Below are 14,134 nucleotides of genomic sequence, written 5' to 3'. Positions count from 1 at the left end.
AGGATTCGACATGACAGCAACAATCATCGATGGGAAAGAAACAGCAAAAGAAAAACGTGAACAATTAGCAAAAGAAGTAGAAGAGCTCAAACAAAAAGGAGTCACACCTGGTCTTGCCGTTATTCTAATCGGTGATGATCCGGCTTCACTTTCTTACGTACGCGGGAAGAAAAAAGCAGCAGAAGCAATGGGCATGCACTTTCAGCTTGATCATTTAGATGCTTCTTTAACAGAAGAAGAATTGCTTCAGCTGATTGATCAGTACAATGCGAACGATCAATTCCACGGGATTCTTGTTCAACTTCCACTGCCAAAACATATTTCTGAAAAAGCCGTCATTGAACGTATTTCACCTGAGAAAGATGTAGATGGTTTCCATCCATTAAATATCGGGAAAATGCTGCTTGGAGAGGATACATTCCTACCTTGTACACCAGCAGGCATTGTTGAATTACTGAATAAAACGGGTGTCAGTCTTTCTGGAAAAGAAGTGGTTGTTGTAGGGCGCAGCAATATTGTCGGCAAACCAGTGGGACAATTGCTGTTAAACGAAAACGCAACGGTTACTTACTGCCATTCAAGAACGGCGAATATTTCAGAACATACGTTAAAAGCGGACATTTTAGTTGTTGCCGTCGGTCGAGCAAACTTTATAAAAGCTGACCAAATCAAAGAAGGCGCAATTGTCATCGATGTAGGAGTCAATCGTTTGGATACTGGGAAGCTTGTTGGGGATGTTGATTTTGAAGAAGCGAAAGAAAAAGCTTCTTACATCACACCAGTCCCTGGCGGAGTCGGTCCAATGACGATTACGATGCTTGCACACAATACGGTTAAATCAGCAAAACGTACATTAGCATAAGCTTTATCCATTCATCCACCTGCATGCTGCCGGTGGATGAATGTGCGTTTTTGAAGAGGAGGAATACGTCATGAGTGAAAAAGCCTTTGTGACGGTCACAGCCCTTACAAAATACATAAAAAGAAAATTTGATGTTGATCCGCATTTAGAAGATATTTGGATCAAAGGTGAGTTATCCAATGTGAAGATTCATTCAAGAGGTCATGTGTACTTCACCTTAAAAGACGAAAACGCACGCATGCAAGCTGTCATGTTCCAGCGTTCCGCATCAAAGCTGCCTTTTTCACCAAAGAGCGGAATGAAAGTGTTTGTACGCGGCGGGATTCAAGTATATGAACCAAGCGGCAACTATCAATTATATGCAAAAGAAATGCAGCCTGATGGTGTTGGTGCTCTTCATCTCGCTTATGAAGAGCTGAAGAAAAAGCTGGCAAGTGAAGGCTTATTTGATGCGCGCTATAAAAAAACAATTCCTGAATACCCAGAGGTTGTTGGTGTCATTACATCTCCAACAGGAGCGGCTGTTCGAGATGTCATCACAACGATTAACCGGCGTTATCAGCAGGCGAAAATCATTGTGCTTCCGGCGCTTGTCCAAGGTGAAAATGCCATCCGTTCAATCGTAGAGCGGATCAAAGAAGCAAATGAAAAACAGCTCTGTGATGTCTTGATTGTCGGAAGAGGAGGCGGTTCGATCGAAGAACTTTGGGCCTTTAATGAAGAAGCTGTCGCAAGAGCGATCTTCGCATCAGACATTCCAATCATTTCTGCAGTGGGGCACGAAACGGACTTTACGATCAGTGATTTCACTGCAGACATGAGAGCACCCACACCAACAGGAGCAGCCGAGCTCGCTGTTCCAAGCACAGCCGATTTAATAGAACGAATCAAATCCATCGACATTCGGCTTACAAGGGCCGTGAAGAATCGAACATCACAAGCGAAAGACCGTCTTGTGGCGCTGCAATCCTCTTATGCCTTCCGTTTTCCAAAACGATTGCAGGAGCAAAAAGAGCAGCAATTCGATTTGGTATTTGACCGTTTTCAAAAACAGCTGACGAGACAAATAGAACAAAAACGCAGTCAACTAGACCGCCAGACATACAGGCTGAAGCCGCTTCATCCCAAAGAGCAGCTGCTTCAGGCGAAAAAACGCCATGCCAATGAAACAGAACAGCTCATCCGCAGCATGAATGTGCAAATGAAAACAATTCATTCGCAGTTCCAATCTGTTCTTGGTAAACTAAATGCATTAAATCCACTTCAAGTGATGGAAAGAGGCTACAGTTTAGCCTATAAAGACGATGAACTGATTAAAAGTGTGAACCAAGTCGATACGAAGGATCAATTGGCTATCACCATGAAGGATGGACGTCTGATTTGTGAGGTTATTGAGAAGGAGGGGCAATCATCATGACAGAATCAAATAAACAAAAAGAAGAACAAATGACATTTGAAGAAGCGATGAAAGGTCTTGAGGAGATCGTTGGGAAGCTCGAAGAAGGAGATGTACCACTTGAGCAAGCCATTCATTATTTCCAAGAAGGCATGACACTTTCAAAGCTTTGCCATGAAAAATTACAGCACGTTGAAAAGCAGATGGATTTCATTTTAAAAGAGGACGGTGAGCTGGCTCCTTTCTCAGTGAAGGAGGCAGATGCTGGTGACAAGTAATTTGCAGGATTTTTTAACAACACGAAAACAGGCCATTGAAGAGTATTTATTTACATATGTTCAGGAATTGAAGATTCCAGAAGAACTAAAATCTTCGATGCTTTACTCTCTTGAAGCTGGAGGGAAAAGACTTCGCCCTGTTCTCGTTCTTGCTTTATTACATGCTTACGGAAAAAACGAAGAAGATGGCATACCGGTTGGCTGTGCTGTAGAAATGATTCATACGTATTCATTGATACATGACGACCTTCCTTGTATGGACGATGATGACCTTCGCAGAGGAAAGCCGACCAACCATAAAGTATACGGGGAAGCAACAGCGGTTCTCGCTGGTGATGCACTTTTAACGGAAAGCTTTCGCCTGATTACATCGCAGCTATCTAGCAGCGTCTCTCCTGACCAAAAGCTTAGAATCGTAGATGAGCTTGTGCGGTCAGCAGGTGCACTAGGAATGGTTGGCGGTCAATTTGATGACATGGAAGCAGAGCAAAAACAAGTCCCGCTTGCTGAACTAGAATCCATTCATGCCCGGAAAACAGGAAAGCTTCTCACATTCAGCGTCACAGCAGGTGCAATGCTGGCAGGAGCATCAGATGACGATATCGAAAAACTAAGAGAATTCAGCTATCATATTGGCATTGCTTTTCAAATTCGTGATGACATTTTAGACCTCGAAGGAAGCGAAGAAAAAATAGGAAAACGGGTCGGCTCTGATACAGCGAATGAAAAGTCGACATATCCTTCTTTATTAACGCTTTCAGGAGCAAAAGAAAAGCTGCACGAGCACATCACACGTGCAAAAGAAATTGTCTCAAATCTTGAATTAGAGCAGCAATTGCTGCATGAGTTATGTGATCTGATCGCCTCAAGAGATCATTAAAAACAGCCTAGATTTGAGGGTCTTCGAGCAATTGTGGTAAACTGTAAACAGTTTATCATGATGAGACAACTCTTATTCCCGCTTGGTTTTCATAGGAATAAGGCATTATATATGTAGATAGAAATTTTGTTGAAAGCGAGTTGATCCTGATTGGATCTTTTATCAATAAAAAATCCAACGTTTCTAAAAGGAATGTCAAATGCAGAATTAGAGGAGCTTAGTGCTGACATTCGCATGTTTTTAATTGAGTCCTTGGCTAACTCTGGCGGGCATATCGGTCCGAACCTGGGTGTCGTTGAACTCACGGTTGCCCTTCATAAAGTATTTGACAGCCCGAAAGACAAATTCCTGTGGGATGTTGGACATCAGTCTTACGTTCACAAGCTGTTAACTGGAAGAGGGGCGGAGTTTGATACACTTCGTCAATATAAAGGACTTTGCGGTTTTCCTAAACGAAATGAAAGTGAGCATGATGTTTGGGAAACAGGCCACAGCTCAACGTCATTATCTGGCGCGATGGGTATGGCGGCCGCGCGGGATATTAAAGGGACAGATGAATATATCCTGCCGATTATCGGAGATGGTGCATTAACCGGAGGTATGGCGCTTGAAGCTCTGAATCATATCGGTGATGAAAAGAAAGACATGATCGTTATCTTAAACGATAATGAAATGAGTATTGCACCAAACGTCGGTGCAATTCACACCATGCTTGGCAGACTGCGCACAGCAGGCAAGTACCAATGGGTAAAGGACGAGCTCGAATATTTATTCAAGCGGATCCCAGCTGTAGGCGGAAAGCTTGCTGCCACAGCAGAGCGTATTAAAGACAGCCTCAAGTATTTACTAGTGTCTGGCATGTTCTTTGAGGAAATGGGATTCACTTACTTAGGTCCTGTTGATGGACATTCTTATGAAGATCTTTTTGAAAACCTTGAATATGCAAAGAAAACAAAAGGTCCTGTCCTGCTGCATGTCATCACGAAAAAAGGAAAAGGCTATCAGCCGGCAGAATCCGATAAAATCGGGACTTGGCACGGCACAGGTCCATACAAAATTGATACAGGTGATTTTGTAAAACCAGCAGCTGCTGCACCGTCATGGAGTGGTCTTGTCAGTGAAACAGTCAGAAAGCTTGCGCGGAAAGATGAGCGAATTGTGGCCATCACGCCTGCGATGCCTGTTGGCTCAAAACTTGAAGGCTTTGCAAAGGAATTTCCAGAGCGAATGTTTGATGTAGGAATTGCTGAGCAGCATGCAGCCACAATGGCAGCTGGGCTTGCGACGCAGGAAATGAAGCCATTTTTAGCGATCTATTCAACATTCCTGCAAAGAGCTTATGATCAAGTGCTGCATGATATTTGCCGCCAGAACCTCAATGTATTTATCGGAATTGACCGTGCGGGTCTTGTCGGTGCAGATGGAGAAACGCATCAAGGTGTGTTTGATATTGCCTTCATGCGTCATATGCCGAATATGGTGCTCATGATGCCGAAGGATGAAAATGAAGGCCAGCACATGGTCAATACAGCCATTCAGTATGATGACGGTCCTATTGCCATGCGTTTCCCGCGCGGAAATGGTCTTGGCGTGAAAATGGATGAACAGCTGAAAACAATTCCGATTGGGTCCTGGGAGGTTCTTCGTCCAGGGAAGGATGCCGTCATCTTAACATTCGGTACGACGATTAAAATGGCGCTGCAAGCAGCTGAGGAGCTTCAAAAAGAAGGGAAATCAATTCGTGTCGTCAACGCTCGGTTTATTAAGCCGCTTGATGAAGCGATGCTACATGATATTCTTTCTGAAGGGATTCCGATTTTAACGATTGAAGAAGCTGTGCTTCAAGGCGGGTTTGGCAGCAGCGTATTAGAATATCTACACGACAAGAAAGCATCACATATCAAAGTAGAACGTATGGGTATCCCAGATCAATTTATTGAGCATGGAAGTGTTGATGCCCTGCTTGAAGAAATTGGACTGACGAAAGCACAGGTTGCTGAGACTTTACGTGACCTGCTTCCAGCAGCACCAAGAAAAGGAATTGGATCATGACATCAAAGAAAGAAAGACTTGACGTTTTATTAGTCGAACAAGGACTAATGGAAACAAGAGAGAAAGCAAAGCGTGCCATCATGGCAGGGATCGTTTACTCAAATGAAACCCGTTTGGATAAACCAGGCGAGAAAATTGCTCGTGATACGCCGCTTACAGTGAAGGGGAACCCTCTCAAATACGTAAGCCGCGGCGGGTTAAAGCTTGAAAAAGCGCTTAAAGAATTTGATCTGACAGTTGAAGGGAAATTGCTGATTGATATTGGCTCATCAACAGGCGGATTTACAGATTGTGCTCTTCAAAATGGAGCAGTCAAATCATATGCTGTAGACGTTGGCTACAATCAGCTTGCGTGGAAATTAAGGCAGGATGACAGGGTCATCGTTATGGAGCGCACCAATTTCCGCCATTCCGTTCCAGCTGATTTTACTGAAGGATTACCAGAAGTGGCATCGATTGATGTATCTTTTATCTCACTCAAACTCATTCTGCCGGCTTTAAAGCATATTCTTGTTCCGGGTGGTGACTGTATTGCACTCGTCAAGCCTCAATTTGAAGCAGGCAGAGAGCTTGTTGGGAAAAAAGGCATCGTGCGTGAGCCGTCTGTCCACCTTGGTGTACTAGAAGAGATGAATCAATTTGCTGCAAAAGAAGGCTATGATGTAAAGGATGTATCATTTTCGCCTATCACTGGTGGAGATGGAAATATTGAATTTCTGCTTCATTTAGTGCTTCATCCTGATCAACAAGAAAATGCGGCACTTCCTGCTTCAGAACTTGAGAAGGTCGTGAAGGAAGCCCATTCCGTATTGAAAGAAAAGAAAAACAGCCCTGAGCCGGCTGACACATGAGATGATTGATACAAAAGGAATAATAGCTCGCTATTATTCCTTTTTACATGGTCAAAAGACAAGAATTGATCGTATCTCACGTAATGCTTGTTTTTTGAGATGTGCATCATATAACATAGAACGTAAAGACAAACTGAGAATGAAACGCCTAGGGGGGTCAAATATGAATAAAGGTCAAAGGCATATTAAAATAAGAGAAATCATTGCAAGCCAAGAAATTGAAACACAAGATGAATTGGTCGATATTTTGAAAGCCGATGGATATAACATCACACAAGCGACCGTTTCTAGGGATATTAAAGAATTACATTTAGTGAAAGTTCCGACGAACAATGGAACATATAAATACAGTCTTCCTGCAGATCAGCGGTTTAATCCGCTTTCAAAGCTGAAGCGGTCTCTAATGGATGCATTTATTAAAATGGATGCTGCCAGTCATTTAATTGTTCTTAAAACAATGCCGGGTAATGCTCAGGCGATTGGTGCTTTAATGGATAATTTAGATTGGGAAGAAATTATGGGAACGATTTGCGGGGATGATACGATTTTAATCATTTGCCGCACCCCAGATGATACAGAGACAGTTTCGAGCAAAATTTTAGAGCTTCTATAAAGAATCAGGTTTACTAAAAGAGGTGTCAAATGAGTGTTAGCAGAACTAACCATTAAAAACTTTGCAATCATTGAAGAGTTAACGGTTTCATTTGAAAAAGGACTCACGGTTCTAACGGGGGAAACAGGTGCCGGAAAATCCATCATGATTGACGCTGTCTCACTTCTCGTGGGAGGAAGAGGATCCTCTGAATTTGTCCGCTACGGTGAAAAAAAGGCAGAGCTGGAAGGGCTTTTTCTTGTACCAGCCGATCACCCTGTATTTGCTCTATGCGAAGAGCAGGGAATTGACGCATCAGATGAAATGATGATCCTCCGCCGTGATATTAATAACAGCGGGAAAAGCATTTGCCGGATTAATGGAAAGCTTGTCACCATCTCACTTTTACGGGAAGTAGGACGGCTTTTGCTTGATATACATGGACAGCACGATAACCAGCTGCTCATGGAAGATGAAAATCATCTGCATTTGCTCGATCAATTTGGAGCAGAAGACATTGCACCGGCTCTCATGCAGTATCAAGAAGCATATGATCAATATATGAAGACGGCTCAAAAGCTAAGGCAGCTGTCTGAGAATGAGCAGGAAATGGTGCACCGCTTAGATTTACTGCAATTTCAGATAGAGGAGATTGAGGCGGCACAATTAGAGCCGGGAGAAGATGAGAAGCTTCAGGAAGAGCGACATCAAATCAGTAACTACGAAAAAATCTATTCCTCACTCCAAAACGCGTATAACGCCTTGCGTAATGAGCAAGGAGGACTAGATTGGGTTGGTATGTCCTCAAGCGAGCTTGAGCAGGTGTCTGAGATCAACGATGATTTGAAAAAGCTATCTGAACAAGTGTCGAACTCTTACTACTTATTAGAGGATTCAACCTTCCAAATGCGAAGCATGCTGGATCAATTAGAATTCGATCCGGCTCGTCTTGATTTTATTGAATCTAGGCTGAATGAAATGAAGCAGCTAAAACGAAAATACGGCACAACCGTTGAGGAAATTTTGGAGTATGCGGCGAAGATTGAAGAAGAAATAGATCAAATCCAAAATCGAGACAGCCATCTGCAGACGCTCAAAAATAAATTAGATGCGATGAGCCGTGATGCCCTGCTCGAAGCACTTAACGTTTCGGAGCTGCGTAAAAAATGGGCTAAAAAGCTAGCGAAGCAAATTCAAACAGAGCTCAAGGATTTGTATATGGAGAAGTCATCATTTGACACAGCTTTTTCTGTTCGATATGCGCCATTTGGCAGCACCGATTGTCCGCTATTAGACGGAAAACCTGTGCAGCTCGGGAAAAATGGAATCGATCAAGCACAATTTGTCATTTCTACAAATACAGGCGAACCGATGAAATCTTTATCGAAAGTAGCCTCAGGTGGAGAAATTTCACGTGTCATGCTCGCTGTGAAGAGTATTTTCTCAGCTAAACAAGACGTCACATCCATTATTTTCGATGAAGTTGATACAGGCGTCAGCGGCAGAGTCGCACAAGCCATTGCTGAGAAAATTTACAAAGTTGCGTCTGGATCACAAGTGCTCTGTATTACACACCTGCCTCAAGTAGCCGCAATGGCTGACACACATCTCTTCATTTCGAAACGCTCGAAAGCGGGCAGAACACTGACGAGTGTCAAACCATTAAGTCATGAAGAAAAAGTAAGTGAAATTGGCCGGATGATTGCCGGTGTGGAAGTGACTGAGCTGACAAAACAGCATGCAAAAGAACTATTGCACCAAGCAAATGATGTCAAAACAACAGGGTAGCTGAATCATCAGCTGCCTTTTTTATGTTGTGTAAAAGTCGGCGTATATACCCGTAAAATCGTCTTTTTCTTTTATCAATTTATCCAATCATTTTCTAAAGCTGCCGGTTATAAATCCTCTCGAAGAAGGCAAAAGTAAAGATGTAGCCAAAACATGAGTGTTCTGGTGTGGGTAAGGAGCGAGGAGAGTGAAAAATGAATGCCCGAAAAGATGAGAAAAGCCATTGGTGTGATTCTCCTTGTTTCTTTAATAAGTACAGGGTTTATGAGCATAGTGAAGGAATACATCAGCATTCCAACAAATGTTGCTGTATTTGAAAAACAGAAGCACTCAATTGACACATCGATTGAAGCGTCAGCCAATGCTTCTTCACCAGCCTTTAGCCTTTCAGAGAAAAAGAATCAGCTGGATATTACAGGACAAAAGGCGGGAAAAGCCGAAATTGTTTATGATTTTAAAGGATTTCCTATTAAGAAAACAAAAGTTGACGTTCTCCCTGAATTAAAAGTCATTCCTGGAGGTCAATCCATTGGCGTCAAGCTCCACTCTGTAGGAGTTCTCGTTGTAGGTTTTCATCAAATCACAACAGCAGACGGCAAAAAATCACCAGGTGAAGCCGCAGGCATTCAATCAGGGGATATGATCATTGAAATCAATGGTCAAAAAATGGAGAAAATGAATGACCTCACCCCATTTATTCAGAAAGCAGGGAAAACGGGTGAAACGCTTCGTTTGCTCATAAAGAGAGATCATAAAACCTTTCAAACAACATTAACACCCGCAAAAGATGCAAGTGAAGGCATCTATCGAATTGGTCTTTACATTCGTGATTCTGCAGCAGGAATCGGCACGATGACCTTTTTTGAACCTTCATCTAAAAAATATGGTGCCCTTGGGCATGTCATTTCTGACATGGATACAAAAAAACCAATTGTTGTCGACAATGGTGAAATTGTTAGATCAACCGTGACATCGATTGAAAAAGGCACAGGAGGCAATCCTGGAGAAAAATTGGCGAGATTCTCTTCCGAAAGAAAAACAATAGGAGATATCTCCCGCAACAGCCCTTTTGGTATCTTTGGTACGTTAACCGAAAAGCTTGAAAATCATGTAGCAGATAAACCACTTCCAGTCGCTTTATCAAATGAAGTAAAAGAAGGCCCAGCAGAAATTTTAACCGTTGTGGATCATGATAAAGTGGAGAAGTTTGATATTAAAATCGTCAGCACAACACCGCAGAAATTCCCAGCAACTAAAGGAATGGTATTGAAGGTAACAGATGAGCGGCTCTTAAGCAAAACGGGCGGAATCGTCCAAGGAATGAGCGGAAGCCCCATCATCCAAAATGGCAAAGTCATTGGAGCTGTCACACACGTATTTGTCAATGATCCGACAAGTGGGTACGGTGTACACATTGAATGGATGCTGTCAGAAGCAGGAATCGACCTTTATCAAAAAAACAAAAAAGCAAGCTAATCATCAAACTGCCGTGAATCTTCCGGCAGTTTTTTTCTACCCTTTCTTTCTCTTCCATCATGTTATAAAATAAGGAAAAAGAGATTTTTCGACAAAATGGAAAAAAGCATGTTGTCAAATTGCAATAATCGTCGATTCGTTAAGAAAAACGTAGAAAAAGCTAGATAATGCTCTATTATTCGGAAAATTAAAGTTTTTTAAAGGGGATAGCATGGTTTTGTCGAATTGAACACTCAGAAGAGAAATGCAAAAGACTAAAGGAATCGACATTGGGGAGGAAAGAACGTGGAGAAAATTAAAGTGTGTGTAGCTGATGACAATCGAGAGCTTGTTGGCCTTTTGACAGAGTATATTGAGGGACAGGAAGATATGGAAGTACTTGGCGTGGCGTATAATGGTCAGGAATGCCTGACATTATTTAAAGATAAAGAGCCCGACGTTCTCCTCTTAGACATTATTATGCCTCATTTAGACGGTCTTGCTGTACTAGAACGCCTCCGTGAAAACAATGAAATGACAAAACAGCCAAGTGTGATTATGCTAACGGCATTTGGACAAGAAGATGTCACGAAAAAAGCAGTTGATTTGGGCGCATCCTATTTCATTTTAAAGCCATTTGATATGGAAAACCTAGTAGGTCATATTCGTCAAGTCAGTGGAAACGGCACACAAGTTACCCATCGCTCTTCATCAATCCAAAACAGTGTTCTTCGTAACAAACCTGAACCGAAACGTAAAAACTTAGATGCGAGCATTACGACCATTATTCATGAAATTGGCGTGCCCGCCCATATTAAAGGCTATTTATACTTAAGAGAAGCAATTTCTATGGTGTACAATGACATTGAGCTTCTGGGAAGCATCACTAAAGTGTTGTACCCAGACATTGCAAAGAAATTTAACACGACTGCCAGCAGGGTAGAACGAGCGATTCGTCATGCCATTGAAGTCGCTTGGAGCAGAGGAAACATTGATTCCATTTCCTCACTCTTTGGTTATACTGTCAGCATGTCAAAAGCGAAACCAACCAATTCAGAATTTATTGCCATGGTAGCTGATCGTTTGCGATTAGAGCATAGAGCAAGCTAGTATCTTTTTCATGAAAAAACGTTTCTTCATTGAGACGTTTTTTTATTTTGAAGCATGTTGTCAAAAATTGGTTAGGTTGATAAAATCATCTTAATGTTTAAATTGGACAAACGGGCTGCTTTATTTTCAGAATAAAATGAAAAATAAAGCATGAAAAAAATAAAAAAGACATAAAGTAGTGGTAATCAGCTGCGCCAATCGATCATGAAGTCTTCAAAATAGAAGAAGAAAACGCTCATTCGTAAGAAAAAGGATGAGAGGAAAAGGTCTCATGGATTTGGTAATTAAAGCAAACGAGATCGAAAGTTCTATTTCTATTGACCTGATTGGTTGGCGTTTTAAAGTCACTGGCTTCTTAGAGATTGTGCCATTTGAACTGAATATTCCCATTGTCGAATTTAATAATTTTCACATTCTTTTACTATGCTATAATAATGAAAAGAAGAGGGTGAGGTTATGGGAAAGCTGAAAATCCACTCTGCTGAGGTAGCGAACGAAATTAGCAAGTGGACGAGGGTCATTTCTCAGAATGACTTAGAAAAATCTGCTGTCTATAAAGAGAAAATTCAGAATTTGCTAAAAAATACAGATGAAGACCGTGAAGTTCTCCTTTATTATCAGCTTGTTGACGGCAGACATGAAATGTTACTTGGAAATATCGAAAAAGCCAATCAAATTATGAAAAGTGTCGGAACGCTCGATGAGAAGGCAGATGACATTATTAATTTTTATTTTTACTTTTACAAAGGCCAATATGCTGCATATGTGAAAAAGTATGATGAAGCCATTAGCTTTTACAAAATTGCAGAACAGCGGCTAAAACGTGTGAATGAAGACCTGGAAGTAGGAACTTTTCACCATAAGGTTGCTTCGATCTATTACGAACTGAAACAAAATTTCATATCCATTAATCATATTAAAAAAGCCATCGATACATTCAAAGCGCATGAAGAGTACACAGCGCAGGCGATTGACAGCTTAATTTTACATGCAAGTAATTGCATTGATTTGTTTCAATTCGATGAAGCAGAGAAAAAGTATAAAGAAGCACTTGAGAAAAGTAAGCGCATTAACAATGAAGTGCTGATTGGGAAATGCTATCACAATTTAGCGGTTCTTTATTATGCAAAGCATGATTATGAAAAAAGCGCACATTATGCCAAAAAAGGAATGGGCATTCAAATTCATCGTGACAATAGCCATTATTACATCCAATCTTTATATGTTCTGGCCAATGCCTTGGTTCATTTAGGAGATCAAGAGGCGAGGGAATATATTAAAGAGGGTATTTTGTATAGTTGCAATATCCAAAATAATGAATATATAGTAAAATTTGAAATTTTGGATTTGATGTGCGAGAATAGTGGGGCAGCAGACGTATTCTCAGAAAAATTAGACTACATAGAAAAAAATAGATTATATGTGGAGCTTGAGGATTTGTCTGAACAAATATCGAAATACTTCAAGGAACGAAATGATTATCAAAATGCCATTCGTTTTCTTGAAAAGAAATTCGATGCACAAATACTTCAAAAGAAAGTGGAGGTTATCTTATGAAAAAGTTGTTGTTAGGTGTAACCGTTGTTACAGCAGTCGCAGTTGTTTCTTCCCTTTTTGCTCTTGACGCAGAGACGACAGAGCAAGCCATCAGAGCGATTACGTGATCGAATTTATCTGTCAACCTCTTCGCATGAATCAGAAGAGGTTTTTTTATGCGCTCAAAACTGGAAAAACGAAAAAAGACACGTCATAATGTAAGGAAGCATCATATTTAGAGGTGACCTATGACGAAAATTTTTGCACACAGAGGCTTTAAAGGCATTTATCCTGAAAACACCATGATAGCCTTCGAGCATGCACTCCATTCGGGAGCTGACGGAATTGAGCTGGATGTTCAGCTGACGAAAGACGGCAGACTTGCTGTCATTCACGATGAGAAACTGAACAGAACAACGAACATGAAAGGTTTAGTGAAAGACCATACATATGAAGAATTAAAAGCGGGAGATGCGAGTCATTCTTTCTACGAAGAAACCGGTGCTGTATCCATTCCTCTTTTGGAGGAAGTATTAGAGCTAGTGACGCAGCAATCATCAATGATCATCAATATTGAACTAAAAAACTCCATTTATCGATATCCGGGGATCGAAGAGAAAGTAAAAAAACAAATCGAGCATTTTCAAATAGAAGACCGTGTACTTGTTTCATCGTTTCATCACGGCAGTTTAGCTCTTTTTCACAAACTGATGCCGCATGTTGAACTTGCGGTTCTCACAATGGATGTGATTCATCAGCCGGAGATGTATATAAAAACAGTACCAGCAAGGGGCTACCATCCAAATATCAAGGGTGCCGGCGTGACCAAAGAGGTTGTGGCAGCTCTTCATGCATCTCAGCAAGTGATCAGGCCGTTTACAGTAAATAGTGAAAAGCAAATGAAAAACATGTTTTCCTTAGGTGTCGATGGCATTTTTACTGATTTTCCTGACCGAGCCGTAAAAATAAGAGAAGAAATGAAATAAAGACCTGCTCTAAATCAGCGGGTCTTTTTTCACGTTTTATCTCTGCTTAAAGCGAGCAGTCACTTTATTTCGTTTACGGTCTCTATATAAAATAAAGCCAGCCACTACATAAAGACCTCCCCCTAAAAATAACAACCCTGCAATTCCTTGCAGCCATAAATATGGAAATGGTGCAATGATGATGCCGAAAACAGTGTCGCGCAGCAGCTTAATCCCAAGTGCTGCAAGCGCGCCAGGTATTAAAATAATCACTAGTGCAAGTATTCTCCCCATCAAATGTCCCCTTAAACGTCATTTACTTCCATTGTCTAATTCAAAAAATATTTTGTCAAGAAAGGAAAACGTGGT

General features: G+C 41.3%; 14 protein-coding genes. 13 read left to right on the top strand and 1 reads right to left on the bottom strand.

Going from position 1 to position 14,134, the window contains the following annotated elements; genetic code table 11:
* The first annotated feature begins 10 nt into the window (after nucleotides 1–10).
* From folD to EV579_RS07050, 13 genes are all read left to right on the top strand, one after another.
* On the top strand, nucleotides 11–862 hold the full coding sequence (folD, locus tag EV579_RS07110; protein ID WP_024422943.1) for a bifunctional methylenetetrahydrofolate dehydrogenase/methenyltetrahydrofolate cyclohydrolase FolD: 852 nt from the start codon (nucleotides 11–13) through the stop codon (nucleotides 860–862).
* A gap of 70 nt (nucleotides 863–932) precedes the next feature.
* Nucleotides 933–2,279, top strand: coding sequence for an exodeoxyribonuclease VII large subunit (xseA, locus tag EV579_RS07105; protein WP_122631086.1), 1,347 nt, complete (start codon nucleotides 933–935; stop codon nucleotides 2,277–2,279).
* Nucleotides 2,276–2,536: an exodeoxyribonuclease VII small subunit gene (locus EV579_RS07100; protein ID WP_003215880.1), complete on the top strand. Its 261-nt coding sequence runs from the start codon at nucleotides 2,276–2,278 to the stop codon at nucleotides 2,534–2,536. Before xseA ends, EV579_RS07100 begins: the two co-directional genes overlap by 4 nt.
* Complete coding sequence (locus EV579_RS07095) at nucleotides 2,520–3,416, top strand: polyprenyl synthetase family protein (protein WP_198422863.1); 897 nt, start codon at nucleotides 2,520–2,522, stop codon at nucleotides 3,414–3,416. The genes EV579_RS07100 and EV579_RS07095 overlap by 17 nt, the downstream gene beginning before the upstream one ends.
* A gap of 150 nt (nucleotides 3,417–3,566) precedes the next feature.
* Nucleotides 3,567–5,468 (top strand): 1-deoxy-D-xylulose-5-phosphate synthase, encoded by a 1,902-nt coding sequence (gene dxs, locus EV579_RS07090; protein WP_073206247.1) that lies wholly within the window; start codon nucleotides 3,567–3,569, stop codon nucleotides 5,466–5,468.
* Nucleotides 5,465–6,319 (top strand): TlyA family RNA methyltransferase, encoded by an 855-nt coding sequence (locus EV579_RS07085; protein ID WP_073206245.1) that lies wholly within the window; start codon nucleotides 5,465–5,467, stop codon nucleotides 6,317–6,319. The genes dxs and EV579_RS07085 overlap by 4 nt, the downstream gene beginning before the upstream one ends.
* Before the next feature lie 163 nt (nucleotides 6,320–6,482).
* Nucleotides 6,483–6,932, top strand: a complete 450-nt coding sequence (gene ahrC, locus EV579_RS07080; protein WP_024422938.1) for a transcriptional regulator AhrC/ArgR — start codon at nucleotides 6,483–6,485, stop codon at nucleotides 6,930–6,932.
* A gap of 33 nt (nucleotides 6,933–6,965) precedes the next feature.
* Nucleotides 6,966–8,699 carry a DNA repair protein RecN gene (recN, locus tag EV579_RS07075; RefSeq protein WP_133744188.1) on the top strand — a complete coding sequence of 578 codons (1,734 nt, stop codon included), beginning with the start codon at nucleotides 6,966–6,968 and terminating at the stop codon, nucleotides 8,697–8,699.
* A gap of 198 nt (nucleotides 8,700–8,897) precedes the next feature.
* Nucleotides 8,898–10,175: a SpoIVB peptidase gene (spoIVB, locus tag EV579_RS07070; protein ID WP_025092993.1), complete on the top strand. Its 1,278-nt coding sequence runs from the start codon at nucleotides 8,898–8,900 to the stop codon at nucleotides 10,173–10,175.
* A 285-nt stretch (nucleotides 10,176–10,460) separates the two neighbouring features.
* Nucleotides 10,461–11,264 (top strand): sporulation transcription factor Spo0A, encoded by an 804-nt coding sequence (spo0A, locus tag EV579_RS07065; protein ID WP_024422935.1) that lies wholly within the window; start codon nucleotides 10,461–10,463, stop codon nucleotides 11,262–11,264.
* Between the two features lie 271 nt (nucleotides 11,265–11,535).
* Nucleotides 11,536–11,733 (top strand): hypothetical protein, encoded by a 198-nt coding sequence (locus tag EV579_RS07060; protein WP_024422934.1) that lies wholly within the window; start codon nucleotides 11,536–11,538, stop codon nucleotides 11,731–11,733.
* The gene (locus tag EV579_RS07055) at nucleotides 11,721–12,821 is read left to right on the top strand and encodes a Rap family tetratricopeptide repeat protein (protein WP_073206243.1); all 1,101 of its coding nucleotides are present in this window, start codon (nucleotides 11,721–11,723) and stop codon (nucleotides 12,819–12,821) included. The genes EV579_RS07060 and EV579_RS07055 overlap by 13 nt, the downstream gene beginning before the upstream one ends.
* 227 nt (nucleotides 12,822–13,048) lie before the next feature.
* Nucleotides 13,049–13,786: a glycerophosphodiester phosphodiesterase gene (locus EV579_RS07050; RefSeq protein WP_133744187.1), complete on the top strand. Its 738-nt coding sequence runs from the start codon at nucleotides 13,049–13,051 to the stop codon at nucleotides 13,784–13,786.
* A 36-nt stretch (nucleotides 13,787–13,822) separates the two neighbouring features.
* Here EV579_RS07050 and EV579_RS07045 read toward each other — a convergent pair whose 3' ends face one another.
* Nucleotides 13,823–14,059, bottom strand: a complete 237-nt coding sequence (locus EV579_RS07045; protein WP_024422931.1) for a DUF2627 domain-containing protein — start codon at nucleotides 14,057–14,059, stop codon at nucleotides 13,823–13,825.
* Nucleotides 14,060–14,134 lie beyond the last annotated feature (75 nt).

Source organism: Bacillus sp. BK450 (assembly GCF_004364885.1).
Lineage (GTDB): Bacteria > Bacillota > Bacilli > Bacillales > Bacillaceae > Bacillus > Bacillus safensis.
The sequence above is the reverse complement of the archived record's forward strand: the minus strand, read 5'-3'. Positions and strand labels throughout refer to the sequence as shown.

What these genes read in the sequence shown, in the direction of transcription:
- folD (WP_024422943.1), top strand. Translation starts at nt 11, where the DNA reads ATGACAGCAACAATCATCGATGGGAAAGAAACAGCAAAAGAAAAACGT.
- xseA (WP_122631086.1), top strand. Translation starts at nt 933, where the DNA reads ATGAGTGAAAAAGCCTTTGTGACGGTCACAGCCCTTACAAAATACATA.
- EV579_RS07100 (WP_003215880.1), top strand. Translation starts at nt 2,276, where the DNA reads ATGACAGAATCAAATAAACAAAAAGAAGAACAAATGACATTTGAAGAA.
- EV579_RS07095 (WP_198422863.1), top strand. Translation starts at nt 2,520, where the DNA reads ATGCTGGTGACAAGTAATTTGCAGGATTTTTTAACAACACGAAAACAG.
- EV579_RS07085 (WP_073206245.1), top strand. Translation starts at nt 5,465, where the DNA reads ATGACATCAAAGAAAGAAAGACTTGACGTTTTATTAGTCGAACAAGGA.
- ahrC (WP_024422938.1), top strand. Translation starts at nt 6,483, where the DNA reads ATGAATAAAGGTCAAAGGCATATTAAAATAAGAGAAATCATTGCAAGC.
- spoIVB (WP_025092993.1), top strand. Translation starts at nt 8,898, where the DNA reads ATGCCCGAAAAGATGAGAAAAGCCATTGGTGTGATTCTCCTTGTTTCT.
- EV579_RS07060 (WP_024422934.1), top strand. Translation starts at nt 11,536, where the DNA reads ATGGATTTGGTAATTAAAGCAAACGAGATCGAAAGTTCTATTTCTATT.
- EV579_RS07055 (WP_073206243.1), top strand. Translation starts at nt 11,721, where the DNA reads ATGGGAAAGCTGAAAATCCACTCTGCTGAGGTAGCGAACGAAATTAGC.
- EV579_RS07050 (WP_133744187.1), top strand. Translation starts at nt 13,049, where the DNA reads ATGACGAAAATTTTTGCACACAGAGGCTTTAAAGGCATTTATCCTGAA.
- EV579_RS07045 (WP_024422931.1), bottom strand. Translation starts at nt 14,059, where the DNA reads ATGGGGAGAATACTTGCACTAGTGATTATTTTAATACCTGGCGCGCTT.